Below are 18,442 nucleotides of genomic sequence, written 5' to 3' on the forward strand. Positions count from 1 at the left end.
GCGGCCGGGAGTGAGCGGCGGAGGTGGCAAGTGGGGCGGGACGGGCCCGCGCGACGGTCCGGCCGATGGGGCCACTCCGGCGGACGTGTCCGGGCGGTCCGGGGCCCGGGGAGAGGGCGGCGGTCGCCGCGTCCGAGCCGGCAGCAGGCGGCACCGAAGCCGTCGCCGGGGTGCTGCCGCGCCGATGACGGTCCCCGAGTTCGCCTTCCTCGTCCTCGCCGGTGTCGGCGGCGGGCTCAGCGGCAGCATCGCCGGCCTGGCCTCGCTGGTCAGCTACCCGGCGCTGCTCGCGACCGGCATCCCGCCGGTCACCGCCAACGTGACGAACACGGTGGCGCTGGTGCTCAACAGCGTCGGCTCGGTGAGCGCCTCGCGACCGGAGCTGCGCGGGCAGGGGCGCCGGCTGGTCCCGCTGCTGCTCGCCGCGGTGCTGGGCGGCGCGACCGGGGCCGCCCTGCTGCTGTCCACCCCGTCGGAGGCCTTCGAGAAGCTCGTGCCGTTCCTGATCGCCCTGGCGGCGGGCGCGATCCTCGTGCAGCGGCCGCCGCGCGAGCTGGCCGCCGAGGGCGCGGCCGCGCAGGCCGGGCGCCCCGGCGACCCGCGCTGGCTGCCGGCCGCGGTGTTCGCCATCGGCATCTACGGCGGCTACTTCGGCGCCGCCGCGGGGGTGCTGCTGCTGGCCACCCTGCTGCTCGCCACCGGGGACGGCGTGCCGTTGAGCAACGCGATGAAGAACGCGATCCTCGGCGTCGCCAACGGCGTGGCCGCCGTCGGCTACGTCCTGCTGACCGACGTCGCGTGGGCCGCGGCCCTCCCGCTGGCGATCGGCCTCCTGCTCGGTGGTCTGCTCGGGCCGCGGATCGTGCGCCGCAGCTCGCCGGTGCTGCTCCGCCGGGGCATCGCCCTGGCCGGTCTCGGCCTGGCGGTCTACCTGGGCGTCGAGGCGTTCAGTTGAATGGGGGGCGAGGCCCGGGACGGCGGGCCCGGCGGACGCGGCAGCACAGGGGACCACGGTGACGACGGAACACCCGCAGGAATCGACCGACGACGTCGGCAGGCGCTTCCTCGAGGCGCTGCAGGGACCGGTGCCCGACGAGCTCGACGGCCCCGAGATGGTGCCCAGCCGGCTGGCCGCGGCGGCCGCCCGCGCCCTGCCGGTGGACGGAGCGGGCCTGAGCATCCACGAGGGCGCCGGGCTCCGGACGCCGATCGGGGCCAGCGACGCCACCACGTCGCAGGCGGAGCGGTTGCAGTTCACCCACGGCGACGGGCCGTGCCTGCGCGCCCACGACACCGGCCGGGCGATCGTCTTCGACCTCGAGGACATCCGGCGCAACTGGCCCGAGCTGCACGCCTCGCTCACCGGCGAGACGCCGTTCCGGGCCGTGTTCTCCCTGCCGCTGGCCCCCCCGCTGGGCCCGACCGTGGTGCTCGACCTCTACGCCGCCGAGCTGGACCGGATGACCCGCCTGCCGCGCGAGGACGTCTCGGCCGTGGTCGACGTCCTCACCGAGGAGCTGGTCCGCGCCAGCGACGGTGGCCCGCGGTGGTGGGACTCCCCCGACGCCCGGGCCCGCAGCAGCGTGTGGCAGGCCACCGGGGCGGTGAGCGTGGCGCTGGACCTGGACGTCGTCTCCGCGCTGGCCGTGCTCCGGGCGCACGCCTTCGCCGCCGGGCGGGACGTCGACGGCGTCGCCGCCGACCTGGTGGCCGGGCGCCTGGACGCGGCGGCGCTGCAGGAGTGAGCTCCGGGCGCGCCCGGCGCCCGGCTCAGCGCCCCACGTAGGCGGCCAGGAACAGCACGAACGCGCTGGAGCCGAGCAGCAGGCGCGCCGGGGTGAGGCCGTTGAGCAGGTTCGACGTCGCCTCCACCCACGCCGGGCGGACGGCGGCCTCCCGGGCTCCGCGGCGGACCAGGCGCACCTCGTCGGCGAGCAGCGCGCCGGCGGCGCCGAGCATCGTCAGCCCGACGACGAGGAAGACCAGCGCCAGGCCCTCGCTGAACACGTCGGCGCGGCCGCCGAGCAGCGCGACGACGACCAGCCCCGCGACCAGCCCGAGGAGGGCACCGGCGGCGGGCGCCCACGGGCCCATGCGGGTGAGCGGGTCCCGCCGGCGGGCTCGGATGCTCGGCCGGCTGGAGACCGGCGTGGTCGGGAAGGCGGCCGGCCGGGGGGACGCGGGGTCGTCGGGGCCCGCGGCGTCGTCGTCGGTCAGCGCCCAGGCCGCCACGGCCCCGCCGGCCGGCTCGGTGTCGGGGGCGGCCGGACCGACCCGGGTGGGCGGCTCGCCGGCCGCCCGGCCGGCGGCCGGCGCGCCGCTGGCCGTCGCCCCGGCGGCGTGCGGGCCGGTGGGCTCCGGGCCGGTGGCGGGCCCGGCCGGGGGCGGCAGCTGCGCCTCGGCCGTGGGCGCCTCGGACGCGGGTGCCTCGGCGGTACCGGCCTCGCCGGCCTGGCCGCCGTTGCGCGGCTGCGACGCCTCCTGCGCCGACCGGCCCGCCGGCCCGAAGTAGGGCGGGATGGGCCCGGTCGGCTGGGACGGGACGGGGGGTGCGGTGGGCTCGGACATCGACGGCGACGCTAGGCCCGGCCGCGGGAGGGGCCGGGAGGTGCGCCCCGTGTGTCGACATCTCGCCGTGTCGGCACCTCACCGTGTCGAGGAGGTGACTCATCGACAGCGGCCGGACCTCACAGCAGCCGCCGGCTCTCCTGCGCGACCACCCGCAGCCAGCGGTACCCGTACCCGTCGAGGGTGAGCTCCGCGCCGCCGTCGTCCCCCAGCGTCGTGGACTGCACCTCGAGCAGGTCCTCGAGCCGGTGGGTGGAGTCGCAGCCGGCCAGGGTGATCGGCACGGTGCGCGGCTCGGGGCCGAGGTTGTGCAGCGCCACCAGCGTCGCGTCGTCCCACGTGCAGGAGTGGACGAGCACCTCCGGGTGCGGTTGGTCGAGGACCGCGACGTCACCCCAGCCCAGCTCCGGGCACTCCCGGTAGCGCCGGATCAGCAGCTTCATGAACGACAGCAGCGAGTCGGGGTCGCGGCGCTGATCGGCCACGTTGACGAACTCGGGCGAGAACCCGCCGCTGACGACCGGACCGGGCAGGTCGTCGGGATCGGCGGTCGAGAAGCCGCCGTTGTGCCCGGCGGTCCACTGCATGGGTGTGCGGACGGCGAGGCGCCCCTCGGCGTCGAGGTCCTCGCCCATGCCGATCTCCTCGCCGTAGAAGAGCACCGGCGTCCCGGGCAGGGAGAACAGCAGGCTGTAGACCATCCGGATCCGCCGCGGGTCGCCGTCCAGCATCGGCGGCAGCCGGCGGCGCAGGCCGCGGCCGTAGACCTGCATCCGCTCCTCCGGGCCGAACGCGGCGAAGACCTCCTGGCGCTCGTCGTCGGTGAGCTTGTCGAGGGTGAGCTCGTCGTGGTTGCGCACGAAGGTGGCCCACTGGCTGTCCGGGTGGACGGCGGGGCGGTCGGTCAGCGCCTCGGTCAGCGGACCGGCGTCGGCGCGGGCCAGGGAGAGGTACGTCGCCTGCATCGCGATGAAGTCGAAGAGCATGGTGAGCTCGTCGCCCTCGGTGCCGCCGAAGAACTCCGCCTGCTCCTCGTGCGGGAGGTTGACCTCCCCGAGGAGGATGCCGCTGCCGGTCCGGCGGTTGACGACCTTGCGCAGCGCCTCCAGGTAGGCGTGCGGGTCGGCGAAGTCCCCGGCGTTCGCACCGCCCTGGGTCTCGAGGAAGAAGGGCACGGCGTCCACCCGGAAGCCGTCGATGCCCAGCTGCAGCCAGAAGCCCATCACCTTGGCGATCTCGTCGCGGACCCTCGGGTTGGTCACGTCGAGGTCGGGCTGCTCCTTGTAGAAGCGGTGCAGGTACCACTCCCCGGTGGGCTCGTTGAACGTCCAGATGGAGTCCTCCTGGTCGGGGAAGACCACCTGGTCGGAGGTGTCCGGCGGCTCGTCGTCCCGCCAGACGTAGAAGTCGTGGAACGGGTCGTCCCGGCTCTGCCGCGCCCGCTGGAACCACGGGTGCTCGATCGAGGTGTGGTTGACCACCAGGTCGACGATCACCCGCATCCCGCGGTCGTTGGCGGTGCGGATGAACTCCACCAGGTCGCCGTGGCTGCCCAGCCGCGGGTCGACGCCGTAGAAGTCGGTGATGTCGTAGCCGTCGTCCCGCTCGGCGGTCGGGTAGAAGGGCATCAGCCACAGGCAGGTCACGCCCAGGTCGGCCAGGTGGTCGATGCGCTGGGCGAGGCCGTCGAAGTCGCCGCAGCCGTCGCCGTTCCAGTCCATGTAGGTCTCGACGTCGAGGCAGTAGACGACCGCGGTCTTCCACCACAGGTCGGACGTGTCGGTGATGCGCATGCGGGCGTCTCCCTCTGCTCGGGTCAGCGCTGTCTGCTCCCGGCTCCCCCGCCGCCGGACAGGGGGAGGCCGGAAGGGCGTCGGCTCAGGCCATGGAGGACTGCAGCGGCTCCTGCCGCGGTCGCCACGGGCCGTCGGGACCGGCCGGGTCGATCGCCTGCGCCGGGGCGGGCGCGGTGACGTCGAGCTGGGGCAGCACGCGCGAGCCGAACGCGTCGAGGAACGCCGTCTGCTCCTTACCGACGTGGTGCAGGTAGATCTCCTCGAAGCCCAGATCGGCGTACTCGGCGATCCAGGCGGCGTGCTGGTCGAGGTCGGCCGACACCCGCACGGCGTCGGTCACGTCCTGCGGCGTCACGTGCGCGCTGGCCTGCTCGAAGGCCTCCGGGCTGTCGAGGTCCCAGCACAGCGGCGGGGGGAACACGTTGCTGCGCCACTGGTCGTGGGCGATGCCGAGCGCGCGGTCGGGGTCGGGGTCCCAGGAGACGTGCACCTGGAGGACGAGCTTGCCGCGGCCGCCGGCGTCCCGGTACGCGGCGACCACCTCGCGCAGCTTGTCGTGCGGCTGGTTGATGGTGACCAGGCCGTCGGCCCAGTCGGCGCCGCGGCGGGCGGTCTGGACGCTCACAGCAGGGCAGATGAGCCCCGGCTGCGGATCGGCCAGCGTGTAGACCTTCGCCCGGTCGACGCGGACCAGGCCGTCGTGGCTGACCTCCTCGCCGGCCAGCAGCGCCCGGATGACGTCGACGCACTCGCGCAGCCGGGCGTCGCGCAGCTCCTTGCGCGGCCACGGGTCGCCGGTGACGTGCTCGTTCATCGCCTCGCCGCTGCCCAGGGCCACCCAGAAGCGGCCGGGGAACATCGCCCCGAGGGTGGCGATCGCCTGCGCGACGATCACCGGGTGGTACCGCTGGCCGGGGGCGTTGACGGCGCCGAAGGGGAGGTCCGTGCTGGCCATGGCGGCACCCAGCCAGGACCAGGCGAAACCGGACTCCCCCTGCCGCGGGTTCCACGGCGTCAGGTGGTCCGAGCACATGGCCGCGGTGAATCCCACCTCCTCGGCGTGCCGGACGGCGGTCAGCAGATCGCGCGGGTGCACCTGCTCGTGCGAGTTGTGGAACCCGAGAACGGTCATGGGGCCGTGCCTACCCCGGGACCTGCGCCGCAGTCACGCGATGTCGGCGCCCGGCCGGACGGCCCGACCACCTGCTCGAGGCGGCGGCCCGTGACCGGCCGGCGGCGAGACCGGCACCACTCCCCGCTTGCACTGCGGGCGCCGGGGGTCGCGGTGAGGATCGGGGGGTGACACGCACCGCGACGACGGACGAGTGGGGGATCGACGCCGGCTGGCTCGACGCCCACGACGAGGAGCACGAGGTCGCCCAGGCCACCATCGAGCGACTGCGGGAGGTGATCGGCGCCCCGCCCGACGACCTCGAGGAGCGCGCGCCGATCGTGGCCCGCCCGGGCGACGCCCTCGAGGTCGACCAGGCCGAGGTCACCCTCGAGGACGGCTCCACGCGGCACGTCGACGGCGAGCTCGACGACGACTTCCCGCTCGGCTACCACTGGCTGCAGGCCCCCGGCGGGCACCGGCGGCGGCTGATCGTCACGCCGGGCAGGTGCTGGCTGCCCGAGCGCACGTGGGGCTGGGCGGTGCAGCTGTACGCCGTCCGCAGCCGGGACAGCTGGGGCATCGGCGACCTGGCCGACCTGCGCGCGATCCGCGAGATGGCGGCCGGGCAGGGCGCCGGGTTCGTGCTCGTCAACCCGCTGCACGCCGTCGCTCCCACGCCGGAGCAGGAGGCCAGCCCCTACCTGCCCGCCACCCGCCGCTTCCGCAACCCGCTCTACCTGCGCGTGGGCGAGGTGCCCGGCGCGTCGGCGGTCGACCTGGAGGACGACGCCGGCCGCGCGCTGTCCGGCGGCGAGCGCGTCGACCGCGACGCCGTCTGGGCCCGCAAGCGCGCCGTCCTGCGCCGGGTGTTCGACGCGACCGGCCGCGACGACGCGGCGTTCCCCGACTGGTGGTGGCACCAGGGGCAGAAGCTGCAGGACTGGGCCACCTGGTGCGCCCTCGCCGACGAGCACGGCCCGGACTGGCACGCCTGGCCCGAGGCCCTGCGCGCCCCGCGCAGCGAGGAGGTCGGCCGGTTCGTGGCCGAGCACGAGCGCGACGTGGCCTTCCACGCCTGGCTGCAGTGGTGCCTGGAGCTGCAGCTGGAGCGGGCCACCGAGGGGATGACGGTGATCCAGGACCTGCCCATCGGCGTCGCCGGTGGCGGTGCCGACGCCTGGACCTGGCAGGACGTGCTCGCCCGGGGCGTGAGCGTCGGCGCCCCGCCGGACGCCTTCAACTCCCAGGGTCAGGACTGGGGCTCCCCGCCGCTGGTGCCGTGGCGGCTGCGACTGGCCGACTACGAGCCGTTCGTCGAGTCCATCCGCGCCACCATGGCCGGCGCCGGGGGGCTGCGCATCGACCACGTGATGGGGCTGTTCCGGCTGTGGTGGGTGCCCGCCGACGGCAGCGCGGCCGACGGTGCCTACGTGCGCTACCCCGCGGAGGACCTGCTGGGCATCGTCGCCCTGGAGAGCGTCCGGGCGCAGGCGCTGGTCGTCGGCGAGGACCTGGGCACGGTCGAGGAGGGCGTCCGGGAGGCCATGGCCGAGCACGGGGTGCTCAGCTACCGGCTGCTGTGGTTCGAGGACGACGAGCCCGCGCAGTGGCCGGTCGAGGCGATGGCCGCGATCACCACCCACGACCTGCCGACCGTCGCGGGCCTGTGGACCGGGGCCGACCTCGCCGAGCAGCGCGAGCACGGCACGGGCACCGACGAGGAGCTCGAGCGCGGCCGCACCGAGCTGCTCGCCCGGCTGCGCGGGGTCGAGGAGGAGGCCGAGCCGGGAACGGCGGTGCGCACGGCGCACGAGGCGCTGGCGACGGCGCCGTCGCTGCTGCTGTCGGCGACCCTGGAGGACGCCGTCGCCGACGAGCGGCGGCCCAACATGCCCGGCACCACCGAGCGGCCGAACTGGTCGCTGCCCCTGCCCGTGGCGGTGGAGGACCTCCCCGGGCACGAGCTGGTGCAGGCCGTGGCCCGCACGCTGGCCGCGGGCGCCGCGCGACCGGCCGAGGACGGGGGGCCCGCGGCCGGCTGACCGCTCCGGTTCCCCGCTCCCACACCGGGCGCCGTCCCGGAGCGTTGTCCCCGGGGCGGCCATCCGCCGCGGTGCAACGGCCGGCGCGGGGACAACGCCGCCCGCACCGACCTGCCGCCGCCCGGGGCGGGCCGGCGGGCCCGGCCGTCCGGGGTCCGGCCTCAGGTCTCGCAGGCCACCCCGTCCCCGTCGCGGTCGAGAGCCGAGCGGTACCCGGGCTGGCCCGCGTGGAGGGGCGCAGCTCCGGCGGCCTTCGCCGCCGTGCAGTTGGCGTAGTAGGGGCCCGGCGCCGGCGGAGGGGGCGGCGGGGCGGGCACGGGCGCCGGTGCGGGGGCGGGCTGCGGTGCCGGCTGCAGAGCGGGCTGCGGAGCGGGTGCGGGTGCCGGCTGCGGAGCGGGCGCGGGCGCCGGGGCAGGCCGGGGCGCGGCGGAGGGCGCAGCGGCCGGCGCCGGGGCGGGGGCCGGTGCCGGCGCCGGGAGGTCGGCGACGACCCCGCCCGGCAGCGGCTCGTCCGGGCAGGTGCTCAGGACGGTCGCGACGGCGTTGCGCTCGGCCGTCGTCATCCACAGGTCGTAGCGCACCTTCACGGCGACCTGCCGGGCCACGTAGGCGCACCGGTAGCCACGGTCGGGCGGCAGCCAGGTCGCCGCGTCGCCGTCGCCCTTCTGCTGGTTGAGCGGCCCGTCGACGGCGAGCAGGTTCAGCGGGTCGTTCGCGAAGGCGGTGCGGGTCGCGGTGTCCCAGCCCTGCGCGCCCTTCTGCCAGGCGTCGGACAGGGCGACGACGTGGTCGATCTGCACGGCGTCGCTGGTGCCCTGGCCGCGGACGAAGGCGATGGTGCGGCCGGAGTAGGGGTCGGCCAGGGTCCCGGTGAGGACCACGCAGTCGCGGGTGCCCGGCCGGAACGTCTCGCCGGTCAGGTCACGGGCCAGGACGTCGTTGCGGGTGTCGCAGCCGTTGCGGTCGGTGTCGGCCCAGGCCGGGCCGAACAGGGCCCGGTCGTAGCCGGTGCGGGGGGCCCGGCCGCGCACCTCCACGGCGGCCAGCGCGGCGAGCGCGGTCGTGGGCCGGGCGCCGGTGATGGCGCCGGTCGCGGCGTCGTCGCCCAGCAGCCCGGTGGACGGGTCGACGGAGCTGCCGGTGGCCACCTCCTCGGCGGTCTCGACCTCGACCGCCGCGGCGTCGGCGGCCGCGGCGGACACCTCCGGGTCCTCGGCCGTCGGGGCCGGCGTCGGCGCCGCTGCCGTCGTCCCGGCGGCTGCCGCCGAGTCGCTGCCGGACTCGGCGAGCGACGTCGGCTCCGCGACCTGCGCGCCGACCACGGCGAGCACGAGCCCGGCCCCCAGGACGGCGACCGCCGCCCCGCGGGAGCCGATGGCTGCCCAGCGTGCCCGCCCGGTGACGACGGCCGCGAAGCCGGTCAGGAGCGCGGCCAGGCCCAGCACCGCGAGGCCCCCGCCGATGCCCTGACCCCCGACCCCGGCGAGCACGAGCAGCACCACCAGCGTGGCCAGGACCGGCCGCACCCACGGCCGCCCGGCCGACCTCGTCCCCGACGTCCTGTCCGGCCGATCACCCATGTCCGCCCCCGTCCTGCCTTCCGGAACCTTCCGTTCCACGTTGACGGGAGCGGGGGGCCTCGCGGCGGAGGTCGCGGGCGTGGCGCGCGGCGGTCGCCACAGGCGTCACTGCGGCCCCGGACGGCGGTCGCGCGGGCCGACCTGCGCGGCGGCCCGGTCACGCGCCCGCCGTGTCGGCCGAACACCTGTTCGATCCGCATGTCACACTCGTGAGGTGGCCGGCGGGATGAATCGAGGGCGGTCCCGACCCTCTCTGGAGGAGCGTGCCGCACGCTCCGGGGTGCCCCGCCCCGAGGAGGACTGGGACGCGCCCTTCCCCCGGCAGACCGCGGCCGCGGCACCCTCGGCGCCGGCGCCGCCCGACGTCCGCGAGCTGCCACCGCCTCCCCCGGTCACGCGCCGGGCCGACGGGCGGGGGCGGCACTGCTGGGTGCACGACCCGCCCGGCGCCCCCGGGGTCTGGCCGGGGCTGCTGGTCGAGTGGCGGCAGACCGACGAGGGCTGGCACGGCCGGGTCGCCTTCACCGTCGCGGGGCCGGCGGGGTCGGTCCTCATGGAGGCCTGGCTGCCGGCGGCGGCACTGGAACAGCGCTGAGCGGTTACCGCGGCGGGCGCCGGGCTATGGCCCCGGGCAGCACACCCGAGAGAGCGGAGGACCGCGATGAGCACCCCGGACGAGCCCACGCTCGACGACGTCATCGACACCCAGGAGTCGGCGCCCCGCGACCGCTCGCAGCACGCCGGCGGCTACGACCGCCCGAACGACGACGCGCTGCAGCACCGCACCGAGCAGGAGCGGCAGGCCGTCGGCTCCGACGACGCGGACCCGGCCGGCGACCAGACCCACTCGGCGACGGACTAGGGACCCGGCTGCTCCCCACCGCTCGCGCGCTCGCGGCGGGCCCCTGCAGCGGGGCCGAGCGGTGGGGACAGCGCCCGGGTGCGGCCCAGCACGACGGTCAGCACGAGGGCGGCGGCGCTCGTCCCGCCGGTCAGCCAGACGACGGCCGGCCACCCGCCCGTCGCCCACGCCCGGCCGGCGACCGTGCCGGCCACCGACGACCCGGCGTAGTACCAGAACGAGTACAACGAGGCGGCCTGCCCCACGGCCCGCTCCCCGTACGCCGCCCGGGTGGCCACCCAGGAGCTGGCCACCCCGTGCGCGGCGAAGAACCCCGCGGTCAGGACGCACAGCCCGGCGACGAAGGCCCACAGCGGCGCGGCGAGGGTGAGCACGACCCCGCCGAGCATCACGCCCACGGCGAGCGGCACGACCAGCCGCGGGCTCCACCGGCCGGCGAGGGCACCCGCCGCCGGGGAACTGACCGAGCCGAGCAGGTAGGTGAGGAACACCAGCCCGGCCACCGAGGGGGCCAGCGCGTACGGCGGGCCCTCCAGCCGGAACGTCGCCGCGTTGTAGACGGCCACGAACCCGCCCATCAGCAGGGCCGCGACCGCGTACAGCCCCACCAGCACCGGGTCGGTGAAGGCCGCCGCCAGCTGCCGTGCGAGGCGGCCGGTCCGCGGGACGGGACGGAAGCGGCGGGACGGCGGCAGCAGCACCCAGACCGCGACCGCGCACATCGCCGACAGCGCCGCGATGCCCGCCATCGTCGTCCGCCACCCGCCCAGGTCGGCCAGCAACCCGCCCAGCACCCGGCCCGACAGCCCATCGAGGGCGGTGCCGCCGACGTACAGGCCGATCGCGCGGGAGGACACCGAGGAGTGCAGCTCCTCGCGCAGGTAGGCGACCCCGACCGCGGGCAGCCCGGCGAGGGCGAGACCCTGGAGCGCGCGGACGACCAGCAGCAGCTCCCACGTCGGCACCACGGCCAGCAGCGCGGCCAGCACCACCGAGACCGCGAGCCCGGCCCGCAGGAGCGGCGTCCGCCCGTACCGGTCCGACACCGGGCCGAGCACCAGCAGCCCCACGGCCAGCCCCGCGGTGGACACCGAGACGGCGAGCGTCGCCGCCCCCGGTGACACCCCGAACGAGCGGGTCAGCTCCGGCAGCAGCACCTGCGGCTCGTAGAGCATCGCGAAGGTGGCCACGCCGGCCAGGAACGTCGCCAGCGAGGCCCGGCGCAGCCCGCGCGACCCGGCCCGGTACCCCTCCGGCAGCCGGTCCCCCCGAGCCCCGGCCGCCGTCGCGGGACCGGATGCGGGGGCGGGCACGACCGCCATCGTCCTCCGCAGGCCGCGGTGGCTGGTTGGCTGGGAGGGTGACCCGGCTCTCGCGGACCGACGTGGCCTGCTGGGTCCTCAAGAGCACCCGCCGTCCGCGGGAGCTCGACCCCGGCTGGGCGGCCGGCGGACGGCGGAGGCTGACCCGCTGCGTGCGCCGGTCCTACCGGCTGGACCTGATGCGGCCGGGCGACCCGTGCCTGCTGTGGGTGAGCGGCCGGGCGGCGGCCGGCGTGCACGCGGTCGGGGTGCTCGCCGGTGCGGTGGCCGCGGGCGCGGGAGGCCCGGAGGTCGCGGTCGACCTCACCCTGCTCGCGGAGCCGGTGCCCCGCGGAGAGCTGCTCACCGACCCCGCCGCGGCCGGGGCGGAGGTGCTGCGGATGCCGGCGGGCAGCAACCCGTCGTGGCTGTCGGCCGGCCAGTTCGCCGCCGTCCGGGCGCGGCTGGCGCCCGCCGACGGCTCGGCGCAGCGGCTGGGACCATGGATCGCGTGAGTTCCGTCCGGCTGCGCCTCGGCGCTCTCCTCTGGCTGCTGACCCTGCAGTTCTTCGTCGTCGAGGCCGTCGTCGCGGCGGGGTACGAGGGGTACTCGCGCATCGACGACACGATCAGCCTCCTGGGCTCCTCCGTCTCGCCCGGCGCGACGGCGATGAACGTCTCGTTCGTCGTGCAGGGGGTGCTCGTGCTCGGCGGCCTGGTGCTGCTGCGGCCGCTGCTGCTCGGCCGCGGCGCCCAGGTGGCCACCGCCATGCTGGCGGTGGCGGCCGGCGGCCTGGTGATCGTCGGCCTGCTCCCCGTGGGCGAGGCCGACGGCTGGCACCGGTTCGGCGCCGCGCTCTTCCTGCTCGGCTGCGGCGGCGGGCTGATCGGCCTGGCCTACGCCGTCCGGCCCCGGTCGGAGGCCGTGGGGACGACGCTCGCCCTGCTGGGCCTGCTGAGCAGCGCCATGACCGTCTTCTACCTCACCGCCGCCACCGGGATGCTCGGCGAGGGCGGCACGGAGCGGGCCGCCGCCTACCCGCTGCCGATCGGCCTGGCCGTGACCGCCGTCGCGCTGCTGCGGCTGGGCCGTCGTCCGCTGCTCTCGGCCGCCGGGGAGGACGGCGAGGCGCTCGGGCCCCGCCTGGCCCGCAAGCAGCAGGAGCGTGCCGAGCGCGCCCGCCGGGCCCGGGAGCGCGACGAGGCGCTCGAGGCCGCCGCGACCCGGGCCGCGGCCGACCGGCGGGCCGCCGAGGCCGCTCGCGCGGCGCCCCGGCCGGCCCCTGCCGTCCCCGACGGCGGCGACGCCGGGCACGACGGGGACGACGGGGACGACGACTTCGACCCCGACGACCCCTGGGCCTCCCCGCGGCGCCGCGGCTGACGGCCCGCCGCGGGTCGCGGCAGAGCCCCGGCCGCGGCCAGGATGACCGCATGAGCGACGACTCCGCCGCGACGATGCACGTCATCCCACCCGACGAGTGCTACCGCCTGCTGGCGACGCACGAGATCGGCCGGCTCGGGCTCAACGCCGAGCACTTCCCGATCATCGTGCCGGTCAACTACGCCCTGGACGGGACGACGATCGTGATCCGCACGCAGCCGGGCAGCAAGCTCGCCGCCGCCCGGCACGCCAACGTCGCCTTCGAGGTGGACGAGGTCGACCGGCGCACGCGCAGCGGCTGGAGCGTGCTCGTGCGGGCGCTGGCCGAGGAGGTCGGCGAGGAGCACCGCGCCGAGCTCGTCGCCCGCACCCGGGCCACCGACGTCCGCCCCTGGGCACCGGGCGAGCACGGGCACTGGCTGCGCCTCATCCCGCAGGAGGTCTCCGGCCGGCGGATCGTCCCCGGGGAGCTGCCGCCCGCCGTCGACCCGCGTGCCTACCTCTGACGGAGGACTCCGCGCGCCGCCCGCCGATCAGGTCCCGGGGACGACCGGCCAGGATGGGGGCATGACGACTCCGGGAATGCTGCGGGTGCTGGTCGGGTACGACGGGTCGCCGAGTGCGGTGGCCGCCATCGAGGCGGCGGCCCGGCTGGCCCCCGCCGCCTCGGCGACGATCGTGCACCTGTGGGAGCCGCCGTTCACCACGCCGGCGCTGCGGCAGCGCCTGGCCGGCCGGGCCCGCGGGCTCGAGGAGCTCGGCCGGCTGCTGGAGGAGGAGGGCCGCGCCGAGGCCGAGCGGCTGGCCGGCAACGGCGTCGCCCTCGCCCGCGCCGCCGGCTGGGAGGCCGAGGCGCAGGTTCTCCGCGCCTTCGGCGGCGACGGCTACCAGTTCGCCCGCACCGCGCAGGAGCGCGGCGCCGACCTCGTCGTCGTCGGCTCCCGCGGCCTGACCGGGATCAAGGCCGTCATGGGCAGCGTCTCGGAGCTGGTCGTGCACGTCAGCCCGGTGCCGGTGCTCGTGGTGCCGCACCCCATGACGACGGCGGAGTGGGCGGCGGCCGCGTCGGGCCCGGTCGTCGTCGGCACCGACGGCTCGGCCGGCGCCGCGCTCGCCGCGGAGACCGCCGCTCGGCTGCTCCCCGGACGCGAGCGGCTGCTGGTCGCCGTCGAGGAGCCCGGCGGGGGTCCGGGCCCGCAGGCCCCCGACGGCGCCGAGCTCATCACCGTGCCGCGGCACGGGCGGCCGGGCAGCGAGCGTGCCACCGCCGCCGCGCTGGCCGGGTTCGCGGCCGAGCGCGGCGCGGGCGTCCTCGCCGTCGGCAGCCGCGGCAACTCGATGGGGCGCGAGCTGCTGCTGGGCAGCGTGGCGCGCGAGGTGCTGCACTGCGCCCACCGGCCCGTGCTCGTCGTCCCCTCCGACCGCACGGCCTGAGCCTGCTCAGCCGGGGACACCGGCCTCCTGCGGCACGTCCGCACGAGGCCGGTCCCGGCGGCGGGACACCGCGACCCCGGCCAGGCAGACCACCCCGCCGACCACCGCGAGCGCCGGCGGGACCTCGTCGAGCAGGACCCAGGCCATGCCGATCACCAGCGGCGGCACGAGGTAGGTGGTCACGCCGAGCCGGCCGGCGTCGCTGCGGGCCAGCGCGTACGCCCAGGTGCTGAAGGCGATCGCGGTGGGCACCGCCCCCAGGTAGACCATGCCGAGCACCGAGGACAGCGGGGCCTCGTCCGCCTCCCTGGCCAGGACGCCCGCCCAGGGCAGGCAGCAGACCGCGCCGATGGCGCACGCCGTGAGGGTCACCTGCAGTGCGGGCAGCCGGCGCAGCACGACCTTCTGCGCGACCACCCCGATCGCGTAGCCGGCCGCGGCGACCAGGCAGAAGACCACCCCGATCACGTCGGCGTCCCCGCGCCGGGTCGCCAGGCCGATCAGCAGCACGCCGGCGAAGGACACCGCGATCCCGGCCAGCAGCCACCGCGGGAATCCCTCCCCCAGCCACACCCCGGCGAGGACGGCGATGAGGAGCGGCCCGACGTTGGCCAGCAACGACGTCGTCCCGGCGTCCAGGTGCTGCTCGGCGGCGTTCAGCGTGACGTTGTAGACGGCGAACCAGCCCACGCCGCAGACCGCGAGCAGCCCCCACTCGCGGCGGGTCGGCGCCACCCAGCCGCGGCCGACGGCGAGCACCCCGAGCACCGCCGTGCCCACCAGCAGCCGACCCAGCGCCAGCGCCCCCGGCGACAGGTCCTCCCCCACCGCGCGGATGGCGACGAACGCCGACGCCCACGCGACGACGGTCACCGCGACCGCGGCGGGCACCAGGAGGGCACGGGCGGCCGGCGCCCCGGGGTTCTGCACGCTGCGCACACTAGGCGGCGGGTACGACGTCCTCCGGCGGATCCCGGACGCGGCGCTGCCCTTCTGCAGGGCCCCGCCGCGAGCGTACGAGCGGTGGGGCCAGCGGGGTCCTCACGCCCGCAGGTGGGCGGCGTACGTGCGGGTACCGCGCCCGCCGTCGGAGGGCAGCGCGGCGCCGTCGCGCAACGCAGCGCTCAGCCGTCCGGGGACCGGCGTGGAGACCACGTGCGTCCCCGGCTCGCGGGCGGCGGCCCAGGCGCGCGCGAGGTCGGCCACCGCCAGCTCCTCGGGACCGCCGAACTCCACGACGTCCCCCGCCGGCGGCCGGCGGGCCACCCGCGCGAGGTGCTCCGCCGTGTCGGCCACGTCGACCGGCTGCACCCGCCAGCCCATCGGCACCGGCAGCACCGGGCCCTTGCGGGCCCCGGCGAGCAGCTCGTCGACGAAGCCGTGGAACTGGGTGACCCGGACCAGGGTCACCGGCAGGCCGGAGGCCAGCAGCACCTGCTCGGCCGCGAACTTGGCCCGGTAGTAGCCGTACGGGATGCGGTCGACGCCGACGATCGACACGTACACCAGGTGCTGCAGCCGCGAGCGGTCCACCGCCTGCACGAGCCGGCGCGTCCCCGCGACGTCGACGGCCCAGGCGTCGCGCGGTGCGGTGGCCGCGTGCACCACCAGGTCGACCCCGGCCAGCGCCTCGCCCAGTCCGTCCCCGCCGGTGAGGTCGGCGCGCACCCCGCCGGGACCGGCACCGGACCGCGACATCGCCCGCAACCGGTCGCCGTCGCGCTGCAGCGCCTGCAGGAGGGAAGGTCCGAGCCGTCCGGTGGCCCCGGTCACGAGAACGTCCACCCGGCCAGTCTGGCGGGACCGGTCCGTCCAGGACACCGGCGTGCCGCCGCAGCGTCATCTCACATACGAGATAGCCTGCACGCCGTGACGCTGACCGAGGCCTCCGTCGATCCCGGCTCCACCCCCGAGCCCACCCCCTCCGCGAACGGGGCCGGCGCCGGATCCCCCGCGCACGAGGCCAGCGCCATGCGCCGGGTGGGCACGCTCGTCCGCGACGCCCGCCGCCACCGCGGGCTGACCCAGGCGCAGCTCGCCGAGCGGCTGGGCACCAGCCAGAGCGCCGTCGCCCGGATCGAGCAGGGCGGGCAGAACCTGACGCTGGAACTGCTGACCCGCCTGTCCGAGGCCCTCGACAGCGAGCTCATCACGCTCGGCCCGACCGGACCGACGCACCTGCGGGTCACCGGCGGCACCCCGCTGCAGGGCCGCGTCACCGTGAAGTCGTCGAAGAACGCCGCGGTCGCGCTGCTCTGCGCCGCGCTGCTCAACCGCGGCCGGACCACGCTGCGCAACGTCGCCCGCATCGTCGAGGTCGAGCGCATCCTCGACGTCCTGCGCTCGATCGGGGTCTCCGCCGAGTGGGACGCCGCCGGCCGCGACCTCAGCCTCGTCGTCCCCGACGAGCTCGACCTGGCCGGCATCGACGCCGACGCCGCCCGCCGGACGCGCAGCATCATCATGTTCCTCGGGCCGCTGCTGCACCGGGCCGAGGACTTCCGGCTCCCCTACGCCGGCGGCTGCGACCTCGGCACCCGCACCGTCGAGCCGCACATGATCGCCCTGCGCCGCTTCGGCCTCGCGGTCGAGGCCCACGCCGGCGAGTACCACGCGACGGTCCAGGCGCCCGCCGGCGCCGACCGCACCATCGTGCTGACCGAGCGCGGGGACACCGTGACCGAGAACGCGCTGCTGGCCGCCGCCCGCACCGACGGCACGACGACCATCCGCAACGCCAGCTCCAACTACATGGTCCAGGACCTGGTGCTGTACCTGCAGCTGCTGGGCGTGCAGATCGAGGGCCTGGGGACGACGACGCTCGTCGTGCACGGCCGGCCGGTGCTCGACGCCGACGTCGACTACACCATCAGCGAGGACCCGGTGGAGGCGATGAGCCTGCTGACCGCCGGCATCGTGACCCGCTCGGAGCTGACGGTCTGCCGGGCACCGGTCGAGTTCCTCGAGATCGAGCTCGCCGTCCTGGCGGAGATGGGGCTGCGCTACACGCTCTCGCCGGAGTACCGGGCGGCGAACGGGCACACCCGGCTGGCCGACATCACGATCCACCCCTCGGATCTCCGCGCACCGATCGACAAGATCCACCCGATGCCGTTCCCGGGCCTCAACATCGACCACCTGCCGTTCTTCGCGGTGATCGCCGCGGCCGCCGAGGGCTCGACGATGATCCACGACTGGGTCTACGACAACCGGGCCATCCACCTGTCCGACCTGACCCGCCTGGGCGCCGACGTCCGGCTGATGGACCCGCACCGGGTGCTGGTCAGCGGCCCCACCCGCTGGCGCGCCGCGGAGGTGGTCTGCCCGCCGGCGCTGCGGCCGGCGGTCTGCCTGCTGCTCGGCATGCTCGCGGCCCGGGGGACCTCCGTGCTGCGCAACGTCGACATCATCGCCCGCGGCTACGAGCACCTCTACGAGCGACTGGTCGAGATCGGCGCCTCGATCGAGGTCTTCCGCGACTGAGCTGAGGCCTCGACGAGATCTGCACATTCGTCACCATCAGCCGCTGATGGCGACCACTGTGCAGATCTCGTCGAGGATCAGGGCTGTGGGAGCGTGACGCCGAAGCCGGTCACGGCGAGCCGCAGCAGCACCGGGCCGGGACGTCGGAGGTCGGCGACGCGGGCCTCGCTGAGCGCCTCGAGCTCGGCCACCCGCGCGGCCAGCGCCTCCGACCCGCGCAGCCGGGCCGCGTGCAACGCCGTCGCGTTGGCCCACACCCTGCGCCGGGACTCGCGCAGCAGGACCCGCGCCGACGTGCGGTTGACCCCCGCGGCCATGCGGTCCAGGACCGTGCGGCGGCTGCCGGCCGCCTGCAGGGCGAGGTCCTCGGCGGCGACCCGCCCGGCGAGGACGGCGTCGATCCGCTCGTGGTCGCGCTCGCGGCGGGCCCGCACGACCGGGTCGGTGAAGTCCGCGGGCGGGATGACGCGGACCAGCGACTGCGGCAGGTCGACGTTGATGTGCGCGTTCATGCCGAGCAGCACGTGCGCCTCCGGCCGGGCACCGGCGCCGGTCCCGAACGCCGCCCGCCACGGGCCGGGCGCAGTCGCCGGGTCGCGCCGGTGGGCCTCCAGCGCGTCGAGGTAGAGCCCGGCGAAGTCGACGTCCCAGGCGCTGACCCACCCCGGGTCTTCGAAGAGCCCGCCGTCGATGGCGGCGCCGACGGCCCGCGTGGTGCGCAGGTAGGTGCCCAGGAAGTGCCGCGCCGGGTCCCCGCTGCCCGCCATGGGCGCGAGCAGGTCCTCCATGCGCGCCACCAGCGCGTCGACCGCCTCGGTCATCCGACGGAGGTGCGATTCGATCCGGGGCGGCCCCGGTGCAGGGGCCCGCCGCGAGCG

General features: G+C 76.6%; 18 protein-coding genes. 10 read left to right on the forward strand and 8 right to left on the reverse strand.

Annotation, left to right across the window (positions count from 1 at the left end; all coding sequences use genetic code 11):
• Positions 1 to 184: 184 nt before the first annotated feature.
• Positions 185 to 955 (forward strand): sulfite exporter TauE/SafE family protein, encoded by a 771-nt coding sequence (locus ACK586_RS17745; RefSeq protein ID WP_409331821.1) that lies wholly within the window; start codon positions 185 to 187, stop codon positions 953 to 955.
• Positions 956 to 1,013: 58 nt separating this feature from the next.
• Positions 1,014 to 1,745: a hypothetical protein gene (locus tag ACK586_RS17750; RefSeq protein ID WP_409331822.1), complete on the forward strand. Its 732-nt coding sequence runs from the start codon at positions 1,014 to 1,016 to the stop codon at positions 1,743 to 1,745.
• A gap of 25 nt (positions 1,746 to 1,770) precedes the next feature.
• Here ACK586_RS17750 and ACK586_RS17755 read toward each other — a convergent pair whose 3' ends face one another.
• From ACK586_RS17755 to ACK586_RS17765, 3 genes are all read right to left on the reverse strand, one after another.
• Positions 1,771 to 2,568, reverse strand: a complete 798-nt coding sequence (locus tag ACK586_RS17755; protein WP_409331823.1) for a hypothetical protein — start codon at positions 2,566 to 2,568, stop codon at positions 1,771 to 1,773.
• 119 nt (positions 2,569 to 2,687) lie between these two features.
• On the reverse strand, positions 2,688 to 4,361 hold the full coding sequence (locus ACK586_RS17760) for an alpha-amylase family protein (protein WP_409331824.1): 1,674 nt from the start codon (positions 4,359 to 4,361) through the stop codon (positions 2,688 to 2,690).
• Positions 4,362 to 4,446: 85 nt separating this feature from the next.
• Positions 4,447 to 5,496 (reverse strand): TIGR03885 family FMN-dependent LLM class oxidoreductase, encoded by a 1,050-nt coding sequence (locus tag ACK586_RS17765; protein ID WP_409331825.1) that lies wholly within the window; start codon positions 5,494 to 5,496, stop codon positions 4,447 to 4,449.
• Positions 5,497 to 5,663: 167 nt separating this feature from the next.
• Here ACK586_RS17765 and malQ point away from each other — a divergent pair, with 167 nt between their 5' ends.
• On the forward strand, positions 5,664 to 7,520 hold the full coding sequence (gene malQ / locus ACK586_RS17770; protein WP_409331826.1) for a 4-alpha-glucanotransferase: 1,857 nt from the start codon (positions 5,664 to 5,666) through the stop codon (positions 7,518 to 7,520).
• Positions 7,521 to 7,681: 161 nt separating this feature from the next.
• Here the strand turns inward: malQ and ACK586_RS17775 are convergent, their stop codons facing one another.
• Positions 7,682 to 9,100 (reverse strand): GmrSD restriction endonuclease domain-containing protein, encoded by a 1,419-nt coding sequence (locus ACK586_RS17775; protein WP_409331827.1) that lies wholly within the window; start codon positions 9,098 to 9,100, stop codon positions 7,682 to 7,684.
• Positions 9,101 to 9,380: 280 nt separating this feature from the next.
• Between ACK586_RS17775 and ACK586_RS17780 the strand changes: the two genes are divergently transcribed.
• Both ACK586_RS17780 and ACK586_RS17785 read left to right on the forward strand, forming a co-directional pair.
• A complete protein-coding gene (locus ACK586_RS17780) occupies positions 9,381 to 9,695 on the forward strand; it encodes a hypothetical protein (protein WP_409331828.1) in 315 nt (104 codons plus the stop codon).
• A gap of 66 nt (positions 9,696 to 9,761) precedes the next feature.
• Entirely contained in the window at positions 9,762 to 9,962 is a 201-nt protein-coding gene (locus ACK586_RS17785; RefSeq protein ID WP_409331829.1) for a hypothetical protein, read from the forward strand.
• Here ACK586_RS17785 and ACK586_RS17790 read toward each other — a convergent pair.
• Entirely contained in the window at positions 9,959 to 11,275 is a 1,317-nt protein-coding gene (locus tag ACK586_RS17790) for an MFS transporter (RefSeq protein ID WP_409331830.1), read from the reverse strand. The two genes, ACK586_RS17785 and ACK586_RS17790, sit on opposite strands and share 4 nt — an antisense overlap.
• 47 nt (positions 11,276 to 11,322) lie before the next feature.
• Between ACK586_RS17790 and ACK586_RS17795 the strand changes: the two genes are divergently transcribed.
• The 4 genes from ACK586_RS17795 (at position 11,323) to ACK586_RS17810 (ending at position 14,081) form a co-directional block, all read left to right on the forward strand.
• Positions 11,323 to 11,778: a hypothetical protein gene (locus ACK586_RS17795; RefSeq protein ID WP_409331831.1), complete on the forward strand. Its 456-nt coding sequence runs from the start codon at positions 11,323 to 11,325 to the stop codon at positions 11,776 to 11,778.
• Complete coding sequence (locus ACK586_RS17800) at positions 11,766 to 12,647, forward strand: DUF998 domain-containing protein (protein ID WP_409331832.1); 882 nt, start codon at positions 11,766 to 11,768, stop codon at positions 12,645 to 12,647. The genes ACK586_RS17795 and ACK586_RS17800 overlap by 13 nt, the downstream gene beginning before the upstream one ends.
• A gap of 50 nt (positions 12,648 to 12,697) precedes the next feature.
• Positions 12,698 to 13,153 carry a pyridoxamine 5'-phosphate oxidase family protein gene (locus ACK586_RS17805; protein ID WP_409331833.1) on the forward strand — a complete coding sequence of 152 codons (456 nt, stop codon included), beginning with the start codon at positions 12,698 to 12,700 and terminating at the stop codon, positions 13,151 to 13,153.
• A 61-nt stretch (positions 13,154 to 13,214) separates the two neighbouring features.
• On the forward strand, positions 13,215 to 14,081 hold the full coding sequence (locus ACK586_RS17810) for a universal stress protein (protein ID WP_409331834.1): 867 nt from the start codon (positions 13,215 to 13,217) through the stop codon (positions 14,079 to 14,081).
• Between the two features lie 6 nt (positions 14,082 to 14,087).
• On the opposite strand, the gene ACK586_RS17815 is transcribed toward ACK586_RS17810, so the two are convergent.
• Together ACK586_RS17815 and ACK586_RS17820 are read right to left on the reverse strand one after the other, a co-directional pair.
• Entirely contained in the window at positions 14,088 to 15,011 is a 924-nt protein-coding gene (locus tag ACK586_RS17815; protein WP_409331835.1) for a DMT family transporter, read from the reverse strand.
• Between the two features lie 111 nt (positions 15,012 to 15,122).
• Positions 15,123 to 15,866 (reverse strand): SDR family oxidoreductase, encoded by a 744-nt coding sequence (locus tag ACK586_RS17820; RefSeq protein ID WP_409331836.1) that lies wholly within the window; start codon positions 15,864 to 15,866, stop codon positions 15,123 to 15,125.
• Positions 15,867 to 15,950: 84 nt separating this feature from the next.
• Here ACK586_RS17820 and ACK586_RS17825 point away from each other — a divergent pair, with 84 nt between their 5' ends.
• Positions 15,951 to 17,564, forward strand: coding sequence for a helix-turn-helix domain-containing protein (locus ACK586_RS17825; RefSeq protein WP_409331837.1), 1,614 nt, complete (start codon positions 15,951 to 15,953; stop codon positions 17,562 to 17,564).
• A 77-nt stretch (positions 17,565 to 17,641) separates the two neighbouring features.
• Here the strand turns inward: ACK586_RS17825 and ACK586_RS17830 are convergent, their stop codons facing one another.
• Complete coding sequence (locus ACK586_RS17830) at positions 17,642 to 18,385, reverse strand: DUF5995 family protein (RefSeq protein ID WP_409331838.1); 744 nt, start codon at positions 18,383 to 18,385, stop codon at positions 17,642 to 17,644.
• Positions 18,386 to 18,442: the final 57 nt, after the last annotated feature.

The organism is Trujillonella humicola (assembly GCF_046233715.1).
GTDB lineage: Bacteria > Actinomycetota > Actinomycetes > Mycobacteriales > Geodermatophilaceae > Trujillonella > Trujillonella humicola.

Coding starts and splice junctions, on each gene's coding strand:
- ACK586_RS17745 (WP_409331821.1), top strand. CDS start 185: ATGACGGTCCCCGAGTTCGCCTTCCTCGTCCTCGCCGGTGTCGGCGGC.
- ACK586_RS17755 (WP_409331823.1), bottom strand. CDS start 2,568: ATGTCCGAGCCCACCGCACCCCCCGTCCCGTCCCAGCCGACCGGGCCC.
- ACK586_RS17760 (WP_409331824.1), bottom strand. CDS start 4,361: ATGCGCATCACCGACACGTCCGACCTGTGGTGGAAGACCGCGGTCGTC.
- ACK586_RS17765 (WP_409331825.1), bottom strand. CDS start 5,496: ATGACCGTTCTCGGGTTCCACAACTCGCACGAGCAGGTGCACCCGCGC.
- ACK586_RS17775 (WP_409331827.1), bottom strand. CDS start 9,100: ATGGGTGATCGGCCGGACAGGACGTCGGGGACGAGGTCGGCCGGGCGG.
- ACK586_RS17785 (WP_409331829.1), top strand. CDS start 9,762: ATGAGCACCCCGGACGAGCCCACGCTCGACGACGTCATCGACACCCAG.
- ACK586_RS17800 (WP_409331832.1), top strand. CDS start 11,766: ATGGATCGCGTGAGTTCCGTCCGGCTGCGCCTCGGCGCTCTCCTCTGG.
- ACK586_RS17805 (WP_409331833.1), top strand. CDS start 12,698: ATGAGCGACGACTCCGCCGCGACGATGCACGTCATCCCACCCGACGAG.
- ACK586_RS17810 (WP_409331834.1), top strand. CDS start 13,215: ATGACGACTCCGGGAATGCTGCGGGTGCTGGTCGGGTACGACGGGTCG.
- ACK586_RS17830 (WP_409331838.1), bottom strand. CDS start 18,385: ATGACCGAGGCGGTCGACGCGCTGGTGGCGCGCATGGAGGACCTGCTC.